The sequence below is a fragment of the Haloarchaeobius litoreus genome, from assembly GCF_024495425.1.
In the GTDB taxonomy this organism is placed as follows: Archaea; Halobacteriota; Halobacteria; order Halobacteriales; family Natrialbaceae; genus Haloarchaeobius; species Haloarchaeobius litoreus.
Genome location: NZ_JANHJR010000001.1, coordinates 648,640 through 670,102, shown reverse-complemented (window position 1 = coordinate 670,102; position 21,463 = coordinate 648,640). Strand labels below are relative to the sequence as shown.

Annotated in this window: 18 protein-coding genes; 10 read left to right on the top strand and 8 right to left on the bottom strand. The window is 69.9% G+C overall.

All coding sequences use genetic code 11. The features are described 5' to 3' along the window. The first annotated feature begins 2 nt into the window (after positions 1–2). The 5 genes from NOW55_RS03325 (at position 3) to NOW55_RS03305 (ending at position 8,131) form a co-directional block, all read left to right on the top strand. A complete protein-coding gene (locus tag NOW55_RS03325) occupies positions 3–3,080 on the top strand; it encodes a carboxypeptidase-like regulatory domain-containing protein (RefSeq protein WP_256398645.1) in 3,078 nt (1,025 codons plus the stop codon). 3 nt (positions 3,081–3,083) lie between these two features. After that, on the top strand, positions 3,084–4,154 hold the full coding sequence (locus tag NOW55_RS03320; RefSeq protein ID WP_256398644.1) for a hypothetical protein: 1,071 nt from the start codon (positions 3,084–3,086) through the stop codon (positions 4,152–4,154). Next, positions 4,147–6,924 (top strand): COG1361 family protein, encoded by a 2,778-nt coding sequence (locus NOW55_RS03315; protein WP_256398643.1) that lies wholly within the window; start codon positions 4,147–4,149, stop codon positions 6,922–6,924. Before NOW55_RS03320 ends, NOW55_RS03315 begins: the two co-directional genes overlap by 8 nt. A 101-nt stretch (positions 6,925–7,025) precedes the next feature. Next, positions 7,026–7,418: a DUF7344 domain-containing protein gene (locus tag NOW55_RS03310; protein ID WP_256398642.1), complete on the top strand. Its 393-nt coding sequence runs from the start codon at positions 7,026–7,028 to the stop codon at positions 7,416–7,418. A gap of 2 nt (positions 7,419–7,420) precedes the next feature. Further along, positions 7,421–8,131, top strand: coding sequence for a DICT sensory domain-containing protein (locus NOW55_RS03305; RefSeq protein ID WP_256398641.1), 711 nt, complete (start codon positions 7,421–7,423; stop codon positions 8,129–8,131). Positions 8,132–8,137: 6 nt separating this feature from the next. Here the strand turns inward: NOW55_RS03305 and NOW55_RS03300 are convergent, their stop codons facing one another. The 7 genes from NOW55_RS03300 to NOW55_RS03270 form a co-directional block, all read right to left on the bottom strand. Beyond that, positions 8,138–11,002 (bottom strand): outer membrane protein assembly factor BamB family protein, encoded by a 2,865-nt coding sequence (locus NOW55_RS03300; protein WP_256398640.1) that lies wholly within the window; start codon positions 11,000–11,002, stop codon positions 8,138–8,140. Then, on the bottom strand, positions 10,999–12,585 hold the full coding sequence (locus NOW55_RS03295; RefSeq protein ID WP_256398639.1) for an ATP-binding protein: 1,587 nt from the start codon (positions 12,583–12,585) through the stop codon (positions 10,999–11,001). The genes NOW55_RS03300 and NOW55_RS03295 overlap by 4 nt, the downstream gene beginning before the upstream one ends. An 82-nt stretch (positions 12,586–12,667) precedes the next feature. Beyond that, positions 12,668–13,339, bottom strand: a complete 672-nt coding sequence (locus tag NOW55_RS03290; protein ID WP_256398638.1) for a hypothetical protein — start codon at positions 13,337–13,339, stop codon at positions 12,668–12,670. A gap of 11 nt (positions 13,340–13,350) precedes the next feature. Further along, on the bottom strand, positions 13,351–14,391 hold the full coding sequence (locus tag NOW55_RS03285) for a hypothetical protein (RefSeq protein ID WP_256398637.1): 1,041 nt from the start codon (positions 14,389–14,391) through the stop codon (positions 13,351–13,353). 21 nt (positions 14,392–14,412) lie between these two features. Then, a complete protein-coding gene (locus NOW55_RS03280; protein WP_256398636.1) occupies positions 14,413–15,531 on the bottom strand; it encodes a hypothetical protein in 1,119 nt (372 codons plus the stop codon). A gap of 93 nt (positions 15,532–15,624) precedes the next feature. Then, the gene (locus NOW55_RS03275; protein WP_256398635.1) at positions 15,625–16,287 is read right to left on the bottom strand and encodes a cob(I)yrinic acid a,c-diamide adenosyltransferase; all 663 of its coding nucleotides are present in this window, start codon (positions 16,285–16,287) and stop codon (positions 15,625–15,627) included. Positions 16,288–16,295: 8 nt separating this feature from the next. Beyond that, the gene (locus NOW55_RS03270; protein ID WP_256398634.1) at positions 16,296–17,093 is read right to left on the bottom strand and encodes an MOSC domain-containing protein; all 798 of its coding nucleotides are present in this window, start codon (positions 17,091–17,093) and stop codon (positions 16,296–16,298) included. Positions 17,094–17,186: 93 nt separating this feature from the next. Here NOW55_RS03270 and NOW55_RS03265 point away from each other — a divergent pair, with 93 nt between their 5' ends. From NOW55_RS03265 to NOW55_RS03245, 5 genes are all read left to right on the top strand, one after another. Next, a complete protein-coding gene (locus NOW55_RS03265; protein ID WP_256398633.1) occupies positions 17,187–18,020 on the top strand; it encodes an alpha/beta fold hydrolase in 834 nt (277 codons plus the stop codon). A gap of 65 nt (positions 18,021–18,085) precedes the next feature. Further along, a complete protein-coding gene (locus NOW55_RS03260; protein WP_256398632.1) occupies positions 18,086–18,901 on the top strand; it encodes a DUF7839 domain-containing protein in 816 nt (271 codons plus the stop codon). 151 nt (positions 18,902–19,052) lie between these two features. Continuing rightward, positions 19,053–19,238 (top strand): hypothetical protein, encoded by a 186-nt coding sequence (locus NOW55_RS03255; RefSeq protein WP_256398631.1) that lies wholly within the window; start codon positions 19,053–19,055, stop codon positions 19,236–19,238. Between the two features lie 312 nt (positions 19,239–19,550). Then, on the top strand, positions 19,551–19,871 hold the full coding sequence (locus NOW55_RS03250; protein WP_256398630.1) for a hypothetical protein: 321 nt from the start codon (positions 19,551–19,553) through the stop codon (positions 19,869–19,871). A 340-nt stretch (positions 19,872–20,211) separates the two neighbouring features. Further along, positions 20,212–20,466, top strand: a complete 255-nt coding sequence (locus tag NOW55_RS03245; protein ID WP_256398629.1) for an MTH865 family protein — start codon at positions 20,212–20,214, stop codon at positions 20,464–20,466. Between the two features lie 80 nt (positions 20,467–20,546). On the opposite strand, the gene NOW55_RS03240 is transcribed toward NOW55_RS03245, so the two are convergent. Further along, a complete protein-coding gene (locus tag NOW55_RS03240) occupies positions 20,547–21,410 on the bottom strand; it encodes a hypothetical protein (RefSeq protein ID WP_256398626.1) in 864 nt (287 codons plus the stop codon). Positions 21,411–21,463 lie beyond the last annotated feature (53 nt).

The following is a 21,463-nucleotide window of genomic DNA, read 5'->3' as shown; positions in this document are numbered from 1 at the left end:
CCATGTCGTGGGGAACTCGCGCGACGGCGCTGCTCGCACTCGCGGTCCTCGTCGCCACGGTGGCCGGCGTCGGGGCGGCGACGACGGCAGCGACGGCCACCGAGGCGGAGACCACCGGGGAAGCGTCGGTCGCCCTCGAACGGACGGGGGCGGACTCGGTCGACGTGACCATCGATATCGAGAACGGGTCAGCGGACCTCTCGAACGTGACCCTTACCGTCGCCGAGACGGGCGCGTCGACGCGCGTCGAACTCGAGGACGGGGGGCTCACCGACTACGAGGCGACCACCTCGGTCACAGCGCTCACGAACGACTCGACGGACACCGACCTCTCCGCTGCCACCGTGACAGTCACGAACGACGGCACGACCATCGGCGAGGACTCCGTCGACCTGCGCTACGCCGCGCTGGACGGTGCCAGCGCGACCTTCGGGGACGGGGCGCTCCGGCTCGAGCGGGTCGACCTCCGCGGGTTCGCGCCCGGTGCGTCGGTGCGGGCGACCATCGGCAACACCGCGCTCACCGCGACCTACGACGCCGAGGGCGATGCGCTGACCGTTCCGACCGCCGACCTCTCGGCGCTCGACCGCGAGTCGCTGTTCGCGGACCGGCAGGTCCGGGTCGTCCCGAACGGCACGGACAACGTGACCGCGAGCACCGAGTCGGTGACGGTCGCGGACGCCGCCGAGAGCGCGAGCGTGCTCGTCACGAGCGGGGACACCGTCGCCATCGCGAACCCCCTCCTCTCCGTGCTCGACGTGGAGACGTACCACCTCGACCTGACCACGGAGTCGCCGGACGGACAGTTCGTCGGGCCGGTCGAGGCGACCGACGCCGGCGTCGAACTGCCCCGGAGCGCGCTCGCGGCGAGCGTCAACGCGACGCTCTCGGTCGGTGACGCCGACGGGCCACGGCTCCTCGACGGCTGGGAGAGTCAGTACGCGAGCGAACCGGTCGACGTGACGGTTGACCGGAGCTACTTCGCGGCCGAGCGGGACGGCGTGTCGTCCGTGCTGGTCCAGCGCGACGGCGGCGTGGCGCGGTACGGCGTCAGCTGGCAGGACGGCCACTACGCCGTCGAGAACGGCACGGCACTCCCGGCCGACCAGGGGGTGCTCCTCGTCGTCGAGGCCGACGGCGAGCGGACGGTCGTGTCCGCACAGACGGTCGGTGGGACCGTTCCCGGAGCACCGAACACGTCGACGGCGAACCAGTCGGACGGGAACGGTGGCGACGGTGCCGCGACGACCACGACGACCGGGACCGCGACCAACGCGAGTGTCGGCGGTGGGTTCCTCCCCGCGAGCTACCGACTCGGGGACTGGCTACTCCTCGTGGCCGTCGCGCTCCTGTGCGGTATCTTCGGGACGGTCATCCTCGCCGTCGTTCGGTTCTTTGCCGGCGCTGCCGGACCGAACGGTGACCCGACCAACCCCCGGGGTGCCGCCGTCGTGCTGGGGTTCGGTGGCCTGATCGGGCTCATCGGCTGCGCCGGAACCGCGGTGCTCCTTCTCGGTTTCGGCGAAGCCATCGACCTTGCCTTCCCCCTCCTCATCGGCGTGGCCGTCGGCGGCCTCGCCGCGCTCGCGTTCGCGGCGCTCCTGTCGTGGCTCGACTTCTGGCGCTTCGGCGAGGGCGCCGGGACGACCACGCCCGACCCGGTCGACGTGAAGGTGACGCTGGTCGACGGGAACGGGCACCGGATCCGCGAGGACGCGGACGTGGTCGCCAAACCGACGCGGGGCGCGGGCTCGAAGACCACGCGGTCGACGGACTCCGGCGTCGTCAGCATGTCGCTGTTGCCGGGTGGCTGGCAGCTGACCGCGGCGGTCGGCACCCAGCAGCGGACCGACCAGCTCGACGTCGAGGACGGCAGGCTCACCGGGGAGCAGGCCCAGCTCGCGTTCCCCCGACCGGGCGTGCGTGTGACCATCACCGACAAGCAGGACGGGGAGCCGATTCCCGGTGCACGCGTCGCGGTCGAACCGGACGAGGGCGACGATGCGACCGCCAGGACCGGGCGGAACGGCCGCGCCAGCGTGACGCTCCCGTACGCGGCGTCGACTGCGACGGTCCGCGTCGAGCATCCGAAGTACCACACCGCGAGCAACGACTGCTCGCTGGCCGACGACGGTCCACTCGAGCTGAACGTCGCGCTGGGCCGGAAGACCGGCCGTCTGTCGGTGACTGCGGAGGTCGACGGCGTCGCAACCGAGGGGCTGCCGGTGTCCATCGCGCCCGCCGGCGACGACCGCTACCGTGTCGACGAACGGCAGGGGTCGCGCCGGACGGACGGGCGCGGTCGGGTGCGGGCCTCCGAGGTGTTCGTGGGTGACTACGTCGTCGGGCTGGACGTTGCCGGCTCGCAGTCGGACCTGTTCCGGACCCGGACGACGGAGGTGGCCATCCACGAGGACGAGCCGACGAACGTGACCGTCGAGGCGTCGTTCGAGTGGACGGTCCCACAGGCGACGCGGGACCGCGTCCGACGGCTCCGGCGCGAGGTCGACGGTCTCTCCGAGCAGTCGGGGCGCGACACCGCGTTCCCGGGCTACTACGGCAGCGTCGTCTCCCGCCTGCTCGACCTGGTCGAGGCGCTCCCGCAGTACGGCCACCTGTTCGCGACCGGCGAGCACCGGCCTGACGACGTGGCCGAGGCGCTGCTCGACGCCGCCGAGGACGGTATCTCGCGGGTGAACACGGCGATGACGACCAAGCGCAACGTCGACATGTTCGCCGCGTGTTCGGACATGGCGAGCGTCGACCCCCGGTGGGACGGTGACGTGCTCACCCACGAGGCGTACTTCGACTACGTCGACGCCGACGTGGACAGCGACCTGACCGGCCGCATCGAGCGGACCCGGTCGCGGATCGACGACGAACGGGGCGACCTGACCGAGGTGGAGCCGGCGACGGAGATGTGGGAACACGCCAGGGAGCTGTTCCAGGAGACGAGGCGGGAGCGCGAGCCGCTCGCGAAGGCCGCCCGGGCACTCCTCGTCGCCGGGCTTCTCGATGCGGTCGAACACGGCTTCGACCGCCGTGAGCTCAGGGAACGCATGAAGCGGACGGTGTTCTGAGAGATGGATGGACTGAAACTCCTCGTCGGGCTGGTGGTACTGGCGTCCGTGACCGCGACGCCGGCCGTCGCCGTGGGCGCAGGTGGAACGCCCGCCGCGCCGGCGACGACCGGTGACACGGTCGACGCGACGCACACACAGCCCGACACGACGGTCGGACAGGCACGGAACGACGTACCGCCGGAGACGGCAGACGAGTACCTCGCGGCGTTCAACCAGCTGTCGGGGACGCCGGCGTTCGAGCAGTACACGGAGTTCGAGACCATCCGGTCGCTCGCGGTCTCGAAGCTCCAGGTCGTCGAGTTCGACGACACGACCGAACGAGAGATGGGGGCCGTGCTGGCCCTGCTCCGGTCGTTCAACGAGAGCTACACCGCGGCCCAGAACGGCTCGGTCGCGGAGAGCCTCGCGGCCGCGAACCGGACCGGCGGCCACGTCCGCGCGCTCGAGGAGCAGGGGCTCACCTACGCACCGCTGGCGGACCTCGCGCTCAGCCGGTTCTACGAGAACCAGGGCGACGCCCTGCTGCAGTCAGCCTCCGACGTGACGCGCACCCCCGAGAAGATCCATCTGCTCGGGCAGGCCGCGACCGCGTTCCGCCAGGCGGGGGCGACCCAGAAGTTCTCGCAGGTGAACCTGCGCGTCGAGGAGCTGCGCAGCGGGTACGAGCGCGACCTGACGGCGATGAACGCCGCCGAGGAGCGCGCGGACGGCTTCCTCGGCAGCTGTTCGTCCTGCGACGGCGTGAGTGCGGTCGCGAGCGGCGAGCTGTTCGGGACGTTCTCGCTGTATCTGGAGTCCGGCGGCACGCTGGCGGACGTCCGCGACGCCGAACGGCGGGCGGGCGAGAACGCCCTCTCCGACCGGGAGAGCCGGCTCGCGGGCCTCCGGACCGACATCTCGTCGGCGCGGACGACGCTCGCGCTCGCCAGCATGGTGTTGCTGGTCGGCTACGGCGTCGTCGTCGCCCTGGTCGCGATGCTGGTGACCCACCGGCTCGTCGTCTGGCGGCGGACCGTCGACGCGGCGAACGTCGGTGAGATCGTGGTCCTCCAGGGTGGTCAGGATGCGTAGGACTACCGGACTCGCGGTCGGGCTGGTCGTCCTCCTGCTCGCCGGGGCGGCGGTGGCGGTGCCGGCGACTGCTGGACACGTCGCCCCGGCGACCAACGGCGACGCTGCCCGGGATGTGAAGTCCACGAGCGCGACGACGACGGCGGCACAGACCGCCGACCTCGAACTGCAGCAAGCGTTCCCGGGCGAGACAGACACCGACATCGCCTCCATCGAGTTCACTGCGAGCACCAACGACACCGTAACTGCACCGCAGGAACAGACCGATGGTGAGGTGACGTTCACCTTCGACCGCTGGTCCGGTGGCGGCGACGCCGGAACGAACAACGAGTTCGACGTGACCCAGGGGGAGACCTACGAAGTCGAGTACGAGGCGACCGGCACGTCCCAGGGCGATTCCGGGTTCGACGGAACGCGCTCCATCTACATCTCGCGTGGCGCCGGGATGACCGGGACCCTCGAAGCCGACGTCCGGTACGTCGAACCCGAGTTCGGGGGTGCCGCCGCGCAGTCGACGCCCGAGGTCCGGTTCGAGGGCACGGACGAGCAGACGACGAGCGTCGTCGTCGAGTTCGAGAACATCGGTTCGGGTGACATGGACCTCCAGTCGGCGTCGGCGTCCGCCGGGGCGGACATCACGGCATCGGCGTCCAGCGCACCGAACCGCGTCGACGCCGGTGAGACGGAGACCGTCACCGTCGATGTCACCGTCGACGAGGCGGTCCGCGAGGGGACCCACTCGGTGGAGCTGACCCTCGAGGACAGCCTCGGCAACGTCGACACCGTCAGGTTCGACATCGAGGTCGTGAAGGCGACCTCGGTCGAGTCCGTCGAGCCCGTGGTCGACGTGGGTAACGTGCTCGTGGGGACCAGCGAAACCGTCCCCGTGACCATCGCCGAGCAGACCGGCTACGCCGCGGTCGACGTGTCGGTCAGCGACCCGAGCGGCGTCAACCGCAACGCCTCCGCGTCGGTCTCCGGGCTGGCCGGGAGCCTCGGTGCGGGCGACAGCCGAACCGGCTCGGCGACTGTCTCCATCGATGCCGACGCGGTCCAGCACGCGGAGAAGTCGTGGACGGTGCGGCTCAGCACGGACGACCCCGACGCCGAGCCGGAGTCGTTCCGTCTCGACGCGCGGGTCATCTACCCCGCGAGGTTCGGCGAACCGACCGGCTCCGGCGCGTCCTACACGTTCGACGAACCGCGCGGCGAGTCGGAGTTCACGCGTGAGGTCACGACGACCATCCAGAACACGGGGGACCTCCCGCTCGCCATCGAGGACGTCAGCGTCGACTCGCCCAGCTTCGACGACCAGTACGTCAGCGCCGAGCTGACGCGCGCATCGGACACCGTCCCCGGACAGGACAGCCGGGAGTACGTCCTCGACGTGACCCTCGACAGCGAGGTGCCGGCGGGTGAACACACGCTGAACGTCCGGTTCACGTCCGGTAACGCCTCCGCCGGCACCCAGACGGTCGAGGTGCCACTGACCGTCGAGCACGAGACCGAGCTCGGCGTGGACACCGAGAACGTCGAGTTCGGGCAGCTGGAGATCACCCGGACCGACACCCGTACCGTCACGGTCTCCGAGGCGCTCGGCTACAACGCTATCGAGGACCTCCAGCTGGAGCGCCTCGACGGGCCGGACGAGGGCTGGCTCACGGTCCAGCGCGACGTTCCCGAACAGCTCGCCGCGGGCTCGGAGAGCCAGACCGTCTTCAGCCTCCAGTTCGACACCGACGCGGAGGTGCTGACCCCCTACGAGTGGACCTATCGGGTGAACGGCGACGACGTCGAGCCCCGGACGATCACCGTGACCGCCGAGCCCGGCATCATCGAGGGCGAAGCGACCCACGACCGGCTCCAGGCGTACGAGGACGACCCCGAACTCGGCGCATCGGCGGGGTCGATGGACGAGCTGCTGACCCGGCTGGAGGAGAAGATCGAGGACGGTGACCTCGACTCCGGGCAGGACATCTCGCGCGGGTTCACCGCTGCGCAGACGTTCGTGGAGTTCCTCAACGCCACCGACCGCGTGCAGGCGGTCCGCGAGTCGGAGGGCAACGAGGCTGCCCAGGAGGAGCTCGTCCGGGCGGCGTCGACCTACAACACCGTCGCGCTGTACGTCTCCGAGCTGGAGGACCCCGAGCTGCGGGAGCTGGGCCAGCGGGCGCTGGAGGAGGGCAACACGGTGTTGAACGACGAGATCGAGACCCAGCGGACGTACTACGAGGACCGGCTCGCGAGCGAGGAGACCGCCCTGCTGGAGGAGGCGATGATACAGCGCAGTCTCGCGCGCATCGCCGTCCTCGAGGGGGAGGACGAGCGGGCGAGCCAGCTGCAGGCCGACGCTGACGCCGCGTTCGAGGCGTACTCGACGAACGTGAGCCAGGGACAGTCGAACCTGCAGGCGGCGCGTTCGGCTCGCGAGAACCTCAGCGGGTCGATGCTCACCTCCGTCGGGGGCACGCCACTGCTGCTGAACCCGGCGAACCTCGGCCCGTTCGACGCGCAACGGGCCCACATCGCCGAACGGTACGACGAGTCCATCTCCCACTTCGAGGCGGCCGGCGAGCAGGAGACCGCCGACTCCATCCGCGAGGAGCGGAACCGGCAGCTCTCGGCGCTCTCGACCGCCCGGACCGCGATGTTCGCCGTCACCGGCGGCTACGTGTTCGCGTTCGTCGCGCTGCTGGTCCACCTGGCACGGGGGACGCTGGCGTACGTCTCGGACGCCAACGAGGCCGTCAACGGCGAGTTCCTGGTGTAACCCCGGCTGCCCCAGCCACAGCTCGGCACCCCCGTACCCCCGGTCGAGGGGTGTCGACGGAGAAAACGCTTATCTTTAATCGTGATGGACTTCTACGTACGATGCCCCGGAACCACTCGGACTCCACAGAAAGCGACGCACGAGGTGAGACCAAGGCCGCCGGCCTCGCCGACGACCAGCTCTATCGGGGGCTCGCGGCGGCCGAACGACGGCGGGTACTCTACTCGCTTCTGACGGAAGGGCCGGCGACTGTCGACGAGCTGGCGACACTTCTCACTGGCTGGCGCGCCACCGACATCGGCAGGATGATGACACCGGACGACCGCGACCGGCTGCTGACCGAGCTCGTGCACATCCACCTGCCGCTGCTCGAGGACGCGGGGCTGGTCGTCCGCAACGACGACACTGAAAGCGTCGAGCTCGGGACGCTCGACCCGACGGTCAGAAAACTCGTCCGCGAGAGCATCGCCGCAGAGCCCACGCCGCGAGGGTGACGATGCTGGACTCGCTTCTCGAGCGCGTCAAGCGGAGCGATAAACTGTTCACGGTGTACGGCCGTGGGGACGAGGCGGACATCGAACGGCAGTTCGAGGCGCACTCGGTGACGGTCGACTGGCAGCAGCTCCCTCCCGACGCCCCGGAACCGTTCGTGGTCGTCGAGGAAGGTGGCGAGTTCGTCGGTGCCATCCCGCTCGACGAACTGGAGTGGCTGCTGACCCCGCCGGTCGTCCGGCCGGCCGACCCCAGCCAGGTCGCCCCCGGCTACCGGGTGCTGTTCGAAGTGCTCGACGAGACGGTGTTCACCGCGATGAACCGCCGGCAGCTCCTCGCGGTCAGCAGGGAGATCGAGGACCGGGCTCGCCGCGTCGGGAACGGCCAACTCCACGCCAGCTTCCAGCACCTCTCGGCGTTCGCCGAGCAGGTCGAGTGGTACTGGACGCTCGGCGAGGCCGGCCTCGACATCCACGTCTACGGCGCGCCGGACTGGGAACCACCCGAGATACCCGGAGTGACCTTCCACGGCTACGGCGACGAGATGCTCGAACGGTACTGGGTCGTCACGTTCGACGGTGGGACGGAGGAGACGCAGGCGTGTGGGCTCGTCGGGCGGGAGTACGACGGCACCTTCGACGGTTTCTGGACCGACGACCCAACCCTCGTCACGCAGATAGAGGGCGAACTCGTGGCGGAAGCCGGCGTCGACTGATCTCACTCAGTCGGTCTGTTCGAACGCTGTCGACAGGTGCGCGGGAACCGACAGCGCCGCCTCTGGCTCGTCACCGTCCCAGGTCGCCGTCCACTCCTCGAGGTGCGACCGCGCCCACTCCTCGGGGGTGGCGGCGACCGGCCCGTCGAGTGCGAGGCGGTCCGTCTCACCGTCGCAGGTGACCACCACGTCGACGGCCAGTTCGCGGTCGCCCTCGGACGGTTTCACGTCGACGAAGTGCTCGACCGTCTCGCCGGGCTGGAGCGTCTGGACGGTCTCCTCGACGTAGATCATGTCGTTCAGCCGGTCGCCGGTCGCGGCGAGCTCGAGCTCGTGGATGGGCTCCTCGGAGACGTTCCGCAGGTTGCAGACGACCTTGCTGTACGTGTCTGCGACGTGGGTCTCGCGGCCGATACCGGGGTCGATCCGGTTCGCGACGGACGCGCCGGTCCCGGCGTCCCGTTCGACCGGCGCGAGCGACTGGAACCGCCCGCCACCGTCGTACTCGACGGTGATGGGAACCACCTCGTCGCCGTCCGTCAGGTCCGTCTCCTCCCGCGGGATGCTGCCCGACCAGCGGACCGTCTCACCGGGCGCGAGTCCATCCCCGCGTGGGTCGATGTCCCAGCCACCGACCCAGGTGACGTCGACACCCTCGACCGAGTGGAACTCGTCGGTCCGGTTCTCGACGGTGCCGCGGACGCGGACCGTCCGGCCGCTTGCGTCGACGCTCGCACGAACCACGAGCGGACCATCGCGCACGTCGACCTCCATCGCGCCGGTCTCGGCGAGGGGCCGACCGCCCGCCGTCGCGGCGACGGGCGAGAGCTGGGTGTGGCCACGGCGGGCGAATGCGTGTGCCCGCTGGTACCGACGCTCCTCGCCCCGGTCGAACGAGCCGAGCGAGAACTGCTCGCCATCGACCGCGAGGGTGAGGTCGTCGACGGGTCCCTCCGTGTCGACGGCGAGGTACTCCAGGAACGCCTCCGTCGCCGCGGGCTCGTCGTCCGCGACGGCACGCCGGAGCGACACCGACGCCGAGTCTCCGGCGGCGTCGTCCCGTCCGCCGGCCGGCCGCCCAGCCCCCGGCTGTCCGCCACCGCTTCGTGCGCCGCCGGGGTGCTGTCGGTCGGACCCACCACGCTGCCCACCGCCACCCGGCCCCGTGGACTGTCCCCGGCCACCGGACGGGGGTGCGCCGGCCCTGCCCGCGAAGCGGTCCCCGAGCGAGAGCTCGTGCGTGTCCTCGATGCCCGCACCGTCGAGCCGTGCGCGGAGCACGTTCCCATCGAGCGGGCCGGCGACGTACCCCGGGAGCGCGACCGAGAGCGTCCACGTCCCGCCGGGTGCGGCGTCGACGGTGCGTTCGACCGGGCCAGCCTCCCCGACGCCCACGAGGACGAGCGTGTCCGCGACCGCCGTCTCGGTCGGGTTCTCGACCGTCACGTCGACGAACAGGAACGACTCGCCGACCGTCGGGTCGACCGAGACCGTGACCGCGCCATCGGTCGCCGTGGTCGTCGCCGTCGCGACCGTCGTCCCCGTGTCGTCGACGACCGTCCGCTCGACCGGCTCACCGGGGGTGTACCGCTCGGTCACCTCGACGCGACTGGTCTCCCCCGGCGCGACCGCGCCGACGTGGAGGTCGTCCTCGCGGACCCGGAGCTCCTGGAGCACCTCGCCCTCGTTGTGGACGAACAGGGTCGCGTGGACCGTCGCACCCTCCACCCGGTCGACCGTCAGCTCGGCGTCGACCGACTCCGCAGGGGGGGCCGGTCGCTCGATGGCGACCGACCCGGTGGCCAGCTCCACGCCGTCGACAGAGACCCGGACGTCCGCCGCGTCGACGTCGTCGACGGCCGTCACCTCGAACGCGGCCGTCGTGCTGCCGCCCGCCGGCAGGTCGACCGTCGTGCTCCGGCGGGCCGTCGTCGCGCCGTCGACCGCGATGGTCACCGTCGCGCTCCCCGCCGTCGTGGCCCCGTTCGTCAGCTCGACGACGAGCGGCTCTCCCGGCCCGATGGCGTCGACCGTGACGGCGGCCGTCACCTTCTCGACGTCGACGCTCCGGCGGTGGACCGAGAGCGTGTCCTCGCGATAGACGCAGACGGGGTCGCCGCTACGGGCCGGGTAGACCGACCCCGCCGGCAGGCCGTCGACCGGTTCGTAGGTCCCATCCGGTCGCACCGAGAGCAGGCCGTCCGCGGTCCGCACGAGCAGGGTGTCGTCGCCCCGTGGCGTGACCTGCGTGGGCCGTATCTCGGTGCGCCACTCCACGTCGCCCGACTCGGGGTCGACGCCGACGAGTTGGTCGGACTTCAGCGCCACGACGACGGTGCCGCCAGCGCCGCCGACGCCGGTTAGCGCGCTGCCGACGTCCGCATCGAACACCTGCTCGCCGTCGGCATCGACGCCGGTGACGAACGACCACGCCCCGAGCAGGAACCGCCCGTCGGCAGCGACGAACGACACGTCACCGCCCACGTCCGCGTAGGGCCGGTCGACCGTCCAGCGCCGCGAGCCGCGCTCACCGTCCACACCGACGAGGTGTCGCTCGGTGAGTACACAGACCACGTCGGCCGCCGGCAGCGCGGCGACCCCCTCGACGCCCTCGTCGGCGAGGCCGAGCGACCAGACGCGCGAGCCGCCGTTCTCGGGGTCGAGTGCGAGCAGCGCGTCGGCGGTCAGCACGTAGACGAGGTCACCCAGCGCGACGTCGACCGGCTCGTCGTCGACCCTGAGCGTCGACCGCTCGGCACCCCGGACGTAGGTCACGTCGCCGTCGGCGACGAGCGCCACGTCGTCGACACCGCCGTCGCTGGCCGCGACCGCCGGCAGCTCGAACGCCGCGACCTCGGCGTAGCCGCTCACACGGCATCGCCTCCCGCGTCGTCGCCCGCAGCGCCGTCGTCGGGGGTTCCGGCACCACCGCCAGCGCCGCCACCGCCCGCACCGCCACCGCCCGCGCCGAGCAGGGATTCGAGCGCGCTCGGCTGTCCCCCGAGACGCATCCCCAGCCGCTCGGCCTGGGCCTCGACGTAGCGCTGCATCTCGGGGTAGCCCTCCAGTTCGTCGGTCTTCTCGCGGACGCTCGCGACGTACTGCCGGACCGTCTTCGGCTCCGACGCCTCCAGCTTCGCCAGCAGGTAGTCGGTGTCCGGGACGATGGGGTCGCCCTCGATGACGCTCTCGACAAGCTCGCGCTGGAACTCGCTGCCGAGGATACGGTCCGCGACCTCGGCGGGCGTGTAGCCGACCGACGCCTCGCCGAGGCGCTCGTAGTCGATCTCGTCCGCCGTGGAGAGGGAGTCGAGCTGCTTGCGCCACACCTCCGCCATCACCGTCTCGTCGGGCTGCGGGATGAACTGCTGGATGGGGAACCGGCGGGTGGCTGCCGGGTCGATGGTGAAGGGCATGTTCGTCGCGCCGATGACGAGCAGGTTGTCCTCGACGTCGTTCATCTCCTGCAGGAACGCGTTGGTCAACGAGCGCTCGTGCCGCTGGAGCGAGTCGTCCCCGCGGTCCGGAATCAGCGTCTCCACCTCGTCGAAGAACAGGACGCAGAAGCCCTCCTGTGCGATGCCGTGGGCCTTCTCGAACACCGCCGAGACGCGCTTTTCGGACTCGCCCGAGTACTTCGAGAGGATGTCCGAGCCCCGGACCTCGAGGAACTTCACCTCGCCGTAGTTGTCCTCGATGCTCGTGTTGTACATCGCCTCGTGCGCGATGGCCTCCGAGACGAGCGTCTTCCCACAGCCCGGCGGGCCGTACAGCATCATCGAACTGCCCCGGGAGGCGAAGGCCTGCCCGTAGCGTCGCTCGACCTCGTTCCTGGTGTCGGCGTCGAACAGCGCGAGTAACATTCGCGCCGTCTGCTTGACCTCGGGCAGCCCGGCAACGTCCGCCTCGAAGGAGACGGTCGGCTTCTTCGGTTCGAGGTTCACCTCGACGGCCTCGTCGTCGGCGACCTGCTGGCCGCCGCCTGGACCGCCGCCGTGGGTCGACCCGCCACCCCGGGACCGACTCGACTCCGTCGCCTTCAGCTCACGGAGCTCGCCCGCTCCGATGAACTCGATGTCGGTGTCGTCGGTCACGCGAACCGTCGTGTAGCCGCTCGGCTCGACCTTCGCCGCGGTGAACGTCGCGAGCCCGTCGCCCTGCTTGACGACCTCCTCGAAGGGATGCAGGAGGTAGTTCGTCGAGCGCAGGAACGACTCCAGCTTCTCCGGGTCGTTGCCGCCGGCGTGGATCTTCACGGCGTCGCACTCGACCACGTCGTGTACCGAGGCGTTCGGGTCCACCCGGAAGTCCCGCGAGGAGTCGATGCCGCCGAAGAGCTCGGCGACGTTCCGGTGCATTCGCACCTTGTTCCCGATGGTCTCGCCCGCGAGCGGCCCGTCTTCGACCGGCTTCACGAGGAAGTGGGCGGACCGGTTCTTGTGGCGTATCTCCACCACGTCGCTCGAGTTCCCGAGCTTCGATTCGCCTATCTTTACGTGTGAGGTCGGCTGGTCCTGTCGCAGTATCGGCGTCAGATTAAGCATTGTCTCCTCCGTTCAGTCGGCCACCCGCCCACTCCGCGAAGGAGAGTGGCCGGTCGCTCCGTCGGTCGGTCCGCCGCCCGACGAACGCCACGCCAGAGCTCGCCCGGACGAGCACGTCCCGCAGCGACGCGAGCATCCGGTAGAGGCTCTCGCAGGCGGCCCGGGCGTCGGGGGCGTCCACCGCCCGGCTCCGTCGCGCCAGCGTCTCCGCCCGGTCGAGCAGGTCCGCGGTCACCGCCCGCATCACCGCGAGCGCGGGCCCCCAGTTCCGTGCCGCCGCGCCGGCCCGGGGCAGCGGGACGACCAGCTCGCCGGCACGGCGCTCCAGTCGGCCGGCATCGACGAGCGCGTCCACGGTTACGGTGGCCGGACCGCCCGTCTCGCCGTCGGCCCACGCAGCCGGGGCCGCGTACTGCGCCTCCAGCAGGTCCGTCAGCGCCTCCCCGAGGCCGTCGTCCGCGCGACCCACCTGCGAGGGGAACGGTGCGGCCGCGACGAACGCGTCCCCGAGCTCGGCCAGCGCGCTCGTCGCCTCGTCGGCGGTCCGGTACACCGCCGCGTCGTCGTAGGTCGGCACCCCGAGCAGTGTCTCGACGCGCTCGTCGACGCGTCTGAGCGCACCGAAGAACGATTCCACCCTGAACACGGTCGATGTGGCCGACACGAGTCGACCCCCTACACCTCGAAGTCGACTGCGTCCGCGTCCGTCTCGACCTCCTCGTCGGCGGTCTGTTCCGCGGTCTCGGCCACGTCCTGTACGTCGCCGACGGTGTCCTCGACCATCGACGCCAGGTCCGTCGCCGAGGTCTGGTCGATCTTCTCGTCGATGTCGCCGACGCCCCCGAGCTTCGTCGCCAGCGTCCCCATGTTCTCGACGATGTTCGTCGCGTCGTTCGGGAACTCCCGCTTCTGGACGGCGACGACCCGGATCTCCTGCTCTTTCGTCACCAGCGCCTCCTTCGCGGAGTTCAGCATGGAGATCTGGTGGGCCAGCTCGGAGGTGCCCGCCTCGACGGTCTCCAGCAGGTTCTCCTGGTCGACCTCCTTCATCTGCTTGTGGTAGATGAACTGGCGCTTGAGCTGGTTGTAGCGGTTGCGCTCGCTTTCGTCCAGCTGCGACGGGTCGTCCGGCACGCCCGGGCCGTCGCCGAGCGCCTTCAGCTCCTGGGCGGTCTCCTGGATGCGCTCGCCGATGCGGTTCGACCCGGTGTCGATCTCGTCCATCTTGTCCTCGAGCTTGTCCTTCGCCCGCTCCACGCGGTCCATCGTCTCGTCGATCTTGTCGACGCAGGCCTCGATACCGGCCGCCCAGTTCAGCGCGGCCCGCCCCGAGAGCTCGTCGTCGCGCGGGTCCTGGAGGAGCACGACGTCGTTGCCGTCGAACCGGAGGATGTCCTGGTCCTCGAAGTACTCCAGCAGGGCGTCGGCCTGGCGCTCGCTTGAGACGACCTTGCCCTGCTCGTCCTCCGCCGCCGCGAGCGTCTCGATGGCGGTCAGGCGGTCGATTCGCCCGTTGCCCTCCTCCAGGTTCATCTCCCCGAGGAGGTCGCCCTTGATGATGGCCCGCACCGCGCGCTCCCACTCCCCCTCGACGTCGTCGCCGTTCGTCCAGTCCGCCTCGAGGCGGACCATCTCGTCGGTCTCGTTCACCGGGTTCGCGATGACGTAGTCGATGCCATCGACGGTCGTGGTCTCGAACGTGTATTTTCGTGGCATTGTGTGGCTCGTGTCTGCTGGTTACGCGTCGACGCCCCCGAACTCCTGCTCCGAGACGACCTCGGCGTACCGCTCCTCGACGGCCTCGCGGACGTACCGGTTGACCGCCGGGTCGTTGCTCACCTGCATCTCCTCGACGTGTTCGGTCGCCGCCTCCTCGAACTCCGTCGGTGACGCCGGCAGCACGTCCCGTTCGGACTTCACGTCGGTCAGCACCCGCCGCGCCTCCCCGTCGACGTAGGAATCGAAGGCGTCCCGCATCACCACCATCTCGCGCCCGACTTCGAGGTCCAGCCGGTCGGCGAGCGCGTCCTGTGTCGCCTCGACGATCTCGTCCTGCATACCGTGCGCCTGCGAGAGCACGTCGAATCGGGCCTCGATCTCCGAGCGGACGACGCCAGGGAACTCCGCCGTCGGGACGAGATACTGCGAGGCTTCGAACTGGGCCTCGACCTCGCCCTCCGTCTCGCCGGCGACGTAGCGTGCGAACTCGTCGAGCGCGCTCTTGACGAGGTACTCGCCGTCGAGGTCGACGATGAACCCCTCCTGTTCGAGGTAGCGGATGACGTCGGTCGTCGCCGCCACGTCGACGACCTTCTCCAGGTCGCTGTGGCTGATCTTGCCCCGTGCGGCCTTGCGCTCGAGCTGGGAGTCCAGACCGACGTTGCCCGCGTGCTCTTTGAGCCGCGGCCCGATGGTGTAGTAGTCGCGCTCGCCCGCCGTGATGCGGGCCACGAGGTCGCGGGACTCCAGCTCGCTGGCGAAGTAGTCGACGTCGTCGATAGCCAGGTCGAACCGCGATCGGAGCGTCTCCGACGTGATGACGATTCGCTGGCTGAACACGCTCGTCAGCTCGTTGGTGACCGCGTCCGAGCTCCCCACGCTGAACGTGTCGACGTAGTAGACGCCGTCGCGAATCTGCTCCAGGTCGGAGAACTCGTCCTCCGTCAGGTCACGGAGTGCCTTCTTGAGGTCCGACGTGGACAGGTTGCGTGCGTTGAGCGTGCCGGTGTCTGCGCTCTCGTATCGGTTCTGGATCTCCCCCCGCTTGTCCGTCACGTACAGAAACCCGTAGTTCGCCATCGCGACTGACCGACAGATATCTTCGAGGGCGTCGGTGTCGACCGGCAGCAGTGACATACACACGTCTTTACCTATCTGAGACAAAATACTTCGGGCCGTGCGCTCCCGCACGCGGGGCCGCCACCTGCGTCCTGACCGCGGTGCTCGCGCTCAGAACTCCGTGCCCTTCCGCGCCCGCTGGCCGGCCTCGAGCGGGTGGCGCTCCTTTCGGACGTTCGTGACGAGGTCGGCCACGTCGTCCAGCCAGTCCGGCCGTTCGTGCCCGCCGGTCAGCACGAGCTCGAGGTTCTCGGGCCTGTCCTCGATGAACGCGACCACCTCTTCGACGTCGAGCAGCCCCCGGTTCGCCGCGTAGCACACCTCATCGAGCACGAGCATGTGGACGCCGTCGGTCGGGTCGCCGTCGAGGTCGAGCGGGGCGGTCAGGTCGGCCGCCTCGCAGCCGGCCAGTATCTCCCGGGTCCGGGCCAGCCCTCCGGCCGCCTGGGCCGCGTGCTCGTCGTCGTCCGAGCCGTCCATGAAGCCGTGCCAGCCGTAGTGCCCCGTGTTCTCGTAGGAGAGCCCCGGCATCGCGTCGATGGCGTTGTACTCGCCGCGGACGTCCTCGACGCTGTTCGCCCCGCCTTTCATGAACTGCAGCACGTGGACGCGGTAGCCGTGGCCCGCGGCCCGGAACGCCATCCCGAGCGCCGCGGTCGTCTTCCCCTTCCCGTCGCCCCAGAACGCCTGCACGAGGCCGAACTCCTCGGGTGCCGACGGCTCGATGGGTCTCGATCCGGGGCGCGAACCGCCTGACTTCTCGCTGTCGGTCATCGGGTCGACTACGGCGCAGTCGGACTTGAATCACCCAGTTCGACGCCGTCCCCGACTCGCACCGACTTCCCCCACGACCCCTCCGGAATCCTCGTGTTCACCATCACCCGGAAGAAGTGGTCGAACCGGTCGCGGTTCGCCCACGCGGGCAGCGTCGCCTCCCGCCGCTCGACGAACGTCTCCCGAAAGTCCGCCGTCTCGGCACCGGTGTCGGGGTCCCGCGTCGGGACGACGCAGCGCTGACAGGGCTGGACGCCCTCGAACTCCACGTCACCGATGGTGAACTGCCGGACAGAACCGCGGTCGGCGTACAGCCGGTCCTCCCAGAACGGCTCGCCGGCCTCCACGACGACGTTCGGGCGCAACCGGCGGAGCATCCCCCCGGTGTCGACGTCGTCGTACCAGGAGGCGATCGCCGCGGCGGTCTCGCGGGCGATGACCGTCGGGCCGTCGGCCTCGGTGTCGTCGGGCATTCCGCCCGAGGCGTCGCGGACCACGCTGACCGGGTAGTCCAGGAACTCGCTCAGCCAGGCGTTCAGCTCGCCGCGCTCGGCGTCCATGCTGAAGGTGGTCCAGTCGTCGTCTCCATGCTCGCGCAGCGAGAGCGCCCGGCGGTCGGGGTCGTAGCGCGACCGGATGCGGTGGAGCGCGGGCTCGCGCTTCCCGTTGACGAACTCGCGGTCGCCGTCGACGATGGCGTACTCGCGGTCGTGTCGAAGCGCGCCGTTGTTGACCTCGACGGTGTCGAGTTCCAGCGGGTCGAGCGACTTGACGGGGTAGACGCGGAGGCTGGCGACGGTGGGCATGCCGGTGGTTTGGGAGCGGGGGGCGTCAACGGTTGCGGTTCCGGGTCCTGGCCACCCTCCCGATTTAACTCGCCGCTGGGCGAAGGCCGGGGCATGGCCACGGTCGCAGTCGACGGACACGACATCAGGTACGTCGAGGCAGGGGAGGGACCACCGCTCCTCCTCCTGCACGGCGGCATCATCGACGCCGGGCCGGTCTCCTGGGGCGAGGTGATCGAACCGCTCTCGGAGACGTTCACCGTCTACGCACCGGACATGCTGGGCTACGGCGACAGCGACCTGCCGGACGTGGACTACACCATCGACCGGCACGTGCGGACGATGGCCGGCTTCTGCCGCGAACTCGACATCGAGGAGCCGTCGGTGTGCGGGCTCTCGCTCGGTGGTGCGGTGGCGCTCGGCCTCGCGCTCGACACGGACGTCGACGCCCACCGGCTCGTGCCGACGAGTTGCTTCGGGCTCGGGACTGAGCTGCCGCGCGGGACGCTCTCGTACGTGCTCTCGCGGCTCCCGGTGCTCAACCGCATCGCGGTGGCGCTGTTCCGGCGGAGCCGCGGGTTCACGAAGGCGAGTCTGGCCGGTATCGTCCACGACACAGACACGCTGTCGGAGGAGTGCGTGGATGCGGTGTGGAAGTACGCCCGGAAGCCGAACGCCTGCGTGGCGTTCCGGAACTTCCGGAAGCACGAGATGACCCGGCAGGGCTACGTGACGAACTACACGCCGCGGCTCGACGACCTGGACGTGCCGACGCTGTTCGTGCACGGCCGCCACGACGAGGTGGTGCCCGTGGAACTGGCCGAACAGGCGGCGGCACGGGCACCGAACGCCGAACTGACGGTGCTGGAGGACTGCGCCCACTGGCCGCCGCGAGAGGACCCCGGGCGGATGGTCGAACTGCTGACCGACTTCTGCGGCTCGACCTGACAGCAACCCAACCCAGGTGGCCGTTAGTGCAAAGCTACTTGTCATCGACAGCCAAAGCTCCGATAATGGCCCCTGATGCCGACCCCGAGGAGGAACAGAGCGTCCTCCAGAGCAAGCGCAACGCGACGCGCTATCAGATACTCTCGGAGATCGCAGAGCGCCAGCCCGCGGTCAGCCAGCAGGAGATCGCGGACGAGATCGGTGTCACGGCACAGGCGGTGAGCGACTACCTCCAGGACCTCGTCGAGCGTGACTACGTCCGCAAGCTCGGGCGCGGCCGCTACGAGGTGACCAAGGAGGGCGTTGACTGGCTCATCTCTCGCACCGAGGACCTCCGCGAGTACGTCACCCACGTCTCCGAGGAGGTCATCGGGCAGGTCGACGCCGAGACAGCCATCGCCGACGACCGCATCGAGGAGGGGCAGACGGTGACGATGTCGATGCGCGACGGCGTCATGCGAGCGTCGACCGAGAGCGACGGTAGCGCGACGGCCGTCGCGGTCACGAGTGCCGAGCCCGGACGGGACGTCGGTGTGACCGACTTCGAGGGCGTGCTCGACTACGAGCTCGGGACCGTCACCGTCGTCTCGGTCCCACGGGTCGCCAAGAACGGGTCGTCGACGGTGGACCCTGACGCACTCGCGGACCACGCCGGCACCCACGATCTGCTCGCCGTCTCGGGCACGGAGTCGCTGGTGGCCTGCGCCGAAGCCGACCTCGAGCCGGACATCCGCTTCGGAACGGCGGAGGCCGTCAGCGAGGCGGCAACCAAGGGACTGACGGTACTGCTGGTCGTCGTCACGGACGAGCTCTCACGCCACACCGACAGGCTCCGCGACGGCAACATCGGCTACGAGGTCGTCGACGCGGCCGACCTCTGAGGGCGACGAGCGGCCGGGTTCATTACCGCAACGAATCTGACAGCCCCGCCTGTCACACCGATAATAATACCGGTGGCTTTAAGTGAGGGTCCATTCTACGATTTGACACCTCAATCCCGACTCTCGACCGGGAACGGGGTACCCACAGACGATGACCCGCTCGATGCTCACCATCACGGCGTTCGCCACCGCGGTCACTGGCGAGGCCGCCACCGTCGGCGTGGAGGGTTCCTCCGCTGCCGGCTGCCAGCGCGGCGCTGGGGATGGTGAACCGAGCGGGAACGGGAATCCGAAGGGGTATCCCGCCGTTCGGTTCGTCTCTGCCGGCGCCGCGTGACGGTGTTGACGCGGCCCGGCGGTGTTTCTGCCGATTCCTACGGCTCCCAGGCACCGCCGCACGCACCGGCAGTCGGGTTCTCCGAACCGAACTGGTTCCATCCTGACTGACCGGCGGGGTCGCCGCTCCACCTCGACCGCAGCGCCGCCACACGACCCGAGCACCGACTGTAGCGTCTGCTCGCACCCACGGTGTGACCGACGCTACCGCTGCACACGACCGCCCGTGCGACACGCGGCACGGGCCCCACCCTCGCGGACGGCGACCACCGACCTCGCGTCGGCCACCGCGTTCGAATCGCGGCGGGGGAGTATGGCACAGGCCAGTCTCGGTCGCGAGACCGAAGCGACAGTCCACCTGCGCGTCCGCGTCCCCGACGGCGCACCCGGCGACCTGCTCGCCGGTGCGGCGACCGTCGTCGCACGCATCGACGCGCTCGACGACGTCGACGTCGAGGAGATCACGGGCATCACGCCCAACCTCAACGCCATCGTCGTCGACGTCCGTGCGACCGTCACGCTTCGCTCCGCGGCCCCCGACGACAGCACCGTTCGGGCCGACCTGGAGGACGGCATCGGCATCGAAGCCGTCCACGAGGTCGCGCTCGCGAACAGGACCGCGGCCACGGCGTAACGCCGCCGACCGGTCCCCCTCACCTCCGACCGCCTGCCAGCGGTCACCACAAGTCCCGGTCCGCGACCGCATCGGGCGGTTGCTCCCGTGACTGCAGACGCCGTCCCCGCTGACGACGGCCCTCCCCACGACACGCCTCGACGGTTCGCGCGGCCACGCCGCTGTGGCCGTGCCGGTCATCCCGCCGTCGGGAGCCTTCTCCGGGCGGTCTCACCGCCCCCGTTCCCTCTCACCGGTAGTGTCAAGTCCGCCCCACGTGAGGACGAGGTAGGACGGAACTGGCGGCGACCCGGAACCAACTACCCCATGATTTATTATTTATCCGTTCGAAGGACTGGCTATGGCAGATGAAGAAGACCTTCGCGAGCAGATGATCGACGCCTTCGGTGGCGCTGACTACCCCATCTCCAGCCCGATGGACCTCGTTCCGGCGCTCCCGAACGGTCCGGGAACGCGCTTCGAGTCCGGCGACTTCTCGATGACCGCTATGGAGCTCCAGACCAAACTGCCCGGCGGCGACTTCCCGTACGACGACGTGGAGTCGTTCGTCGACGACATCATGGAGAACCTCAAGGACGCCGGCCACCTCGACTGAGCCGCTCGCGACTCACTTCTTTCGGCGTCGCGACTTCGACAGCCGCGGCTCTGTCGCTCTGAAGAACGGGACCGCCCGGGTCAGGCGTCTGCGGCGACGTAGCTGACCTGTCGGCTCTCCCGGCCGAGCACGGCGTCGAGGTGGTACGTGACGTCGTGCTGGCCGTCGCCCAGCTCGTCGTCTCGCAGCCGAGTCGTATCGTAGTCGCCGGTGTGCTCCCACGTCTCCGAGCTACCAGCGGGGACGACGAACGACGGGCTGGTGACGGGCGTGTAGGCCACGCGCGGGCCGACCCGGTTCAGGCCCGCGACGAAGCGCGCGTCCACGTCGCCCTCGTTCTGGACCCTGACCGTGACCGTCGGGTGTTCGCCCTCGGGGACCGTCTCCGGGACCGAGAACTCCATCGACATCGAGGGGTACTCGGCGGCGAGTCTGGTCCGCAGCGACTCGCCCGGCCGCCACTCGCCGCCGGGCCAGGTGAGCGCGGCGTCCTCGGCGGCCGCAGCCTCGGGCAGCTCGAACAGCAGCCAGCCGACCGCGTTCGAGTCCCCGTAGCTCTCGTCCTCGTGGTACTGTCGCCAGAGTCGTCGCTCCCCGGGGTCGACGGGTGAGTGGCTCCCGTCACCGAGCTCGAACGAAAACTCCTCGCGGGCGGGCGGCTCGGCCGCGGCGCTCGCGTCGACGGAGAGGAACAGGTACGCACCGGCATCGTCTGCGACGTGGATGGAGTCCGTGGCAAGCTGGACGACGGCGGGCTGGTACGTCTCCATGGACACCTCGACCGACGATTCGGGGGGCTCGGTCGTGGCCGTCGCGTCAGTCGGGGTGTCGGTGCCGTTCGTCGTGTCGGTGCCGTCCGCCGGCCCGCCGGAGGACTCCGACAGACAGCCGGCGAGTCCGGCGAGCGTCGCGCCGGTCGTGGTGAGGAGGGCTCTGCGTCGCATACGAGGACGCATCTCGTGCTCTCCGGCAAATGTCTTCTGTCGCGAGAGCCGGG

Excerpts from the sequence above, each read along its gene's own strand:
- NOW55_RS03275 (WP_256398635.1), bottom strand. The coding sequence starts at position 16,287 with ATGACCGACAGCGAGAAGTCAGGCGGTTCGCGCCCCGGATCGAGACCC.
- NOW55_RS03285 (WP_256398637.1), bottom strand. The coding sequence starts at position 14,391 with ATGCCACGAAAATACACGTTCGAGACCACGACCGTCGATGGCATCGAC.
- NOW55_RS03310 (WP_256398642.1), top strand. The coding sequence starts at position 7,026 with ATGCCCCGGAACCACTCGGACTCCACAGAAAGCGACGCACGAGGTGAG.
- NOW55_RS03320 (WP_256398644.1), top strand. The coding sequence starts at position 3,084 with ATGGATGGACTGAAACTCCTCGTCGGGCTGGTGGTACTGGCGTCCGTG.
- NOW55_RS03270 (WP_256398634.1), bottom strand. The coding sequence starts at position 17,093 with ATGCCCACCGTCGCCAGCCTCCGCGTCTACCCCGTCAAGTCGCTCGAC.
- NOW55_RS03325 (WP_256398645.1), top strand. The coding sequence starts at position 3 with ATGTCGTGGGGAACTCGCGCGACGGCGCTGCTCGCACTCGCGGTCCTC.
- NOW55_RS03265 (WP_256398633.1), top strand. The coding sequence starts at position 17,187 with ATGGCCACGGTCGCAGTCGACGGACACGACATCAGGTACGTCGAGGCA.
- NOW55_RS03280 (WP_256398636.1), bottom strand. The coding sequence starts at position 15,531 with ATGTCACTGCTGCCGGTCGACACCGACGCCCTCGAAGATATCTGTCGG.
- NOW55_RS03305 (WP_256398641.1), top strand. The coding sequence starts at position 7,421 with ATGCTGGACTCGCTTCTCGAGCGCGTCAAGCGGAGCGATAAACTGTTC.
- NOW55_RS03260 (WP_256398632.1), top strand. The coding sequence starts at position 18,086 with ATGGCCCCTGATGCCGACCCCGAGGAGGAACAGAGCGTCCTCCAGAGC.
- NOW55_RS03315 (WP_256398643.1), top strand. The coding sequence starts at position 4,147 with ATGCGTAGGACTACCGGACTCGCGGTCGGGCTGGTCGTCCTCCTGCTC.
- NOW55_RS03240 (WP_256398626.1), bottom strand. The coding sequence starts at position 21,410 with ATGCGACGCAGAGCCCTCCTCACCACGACCGGCGCGACGCTCGCCGGA.
- NOW55_RS03255 (WP_256398631.1), top strand. The coding sequence starts at position 19,053 with ATGACCCGCTCGATGCTCACCATCACGGCGTTCGCCACCGCGGTCACT.
- NOW55_RS03245 (WP_256398629.1), top strand. The coding sequence starts at position 20,212 with ATGGCAGATGAAGAAGACCTTCGCGAGCAGATGATCGACGCCTTCGGT.
- NOW55_RS03250 (WP_256398630.1), top strand. The coding sequence starts at position 19,551 with ATGGCACAGGCCAGTCTCGGTCGCGAGACCGAAGCGACAGTCCACCTG.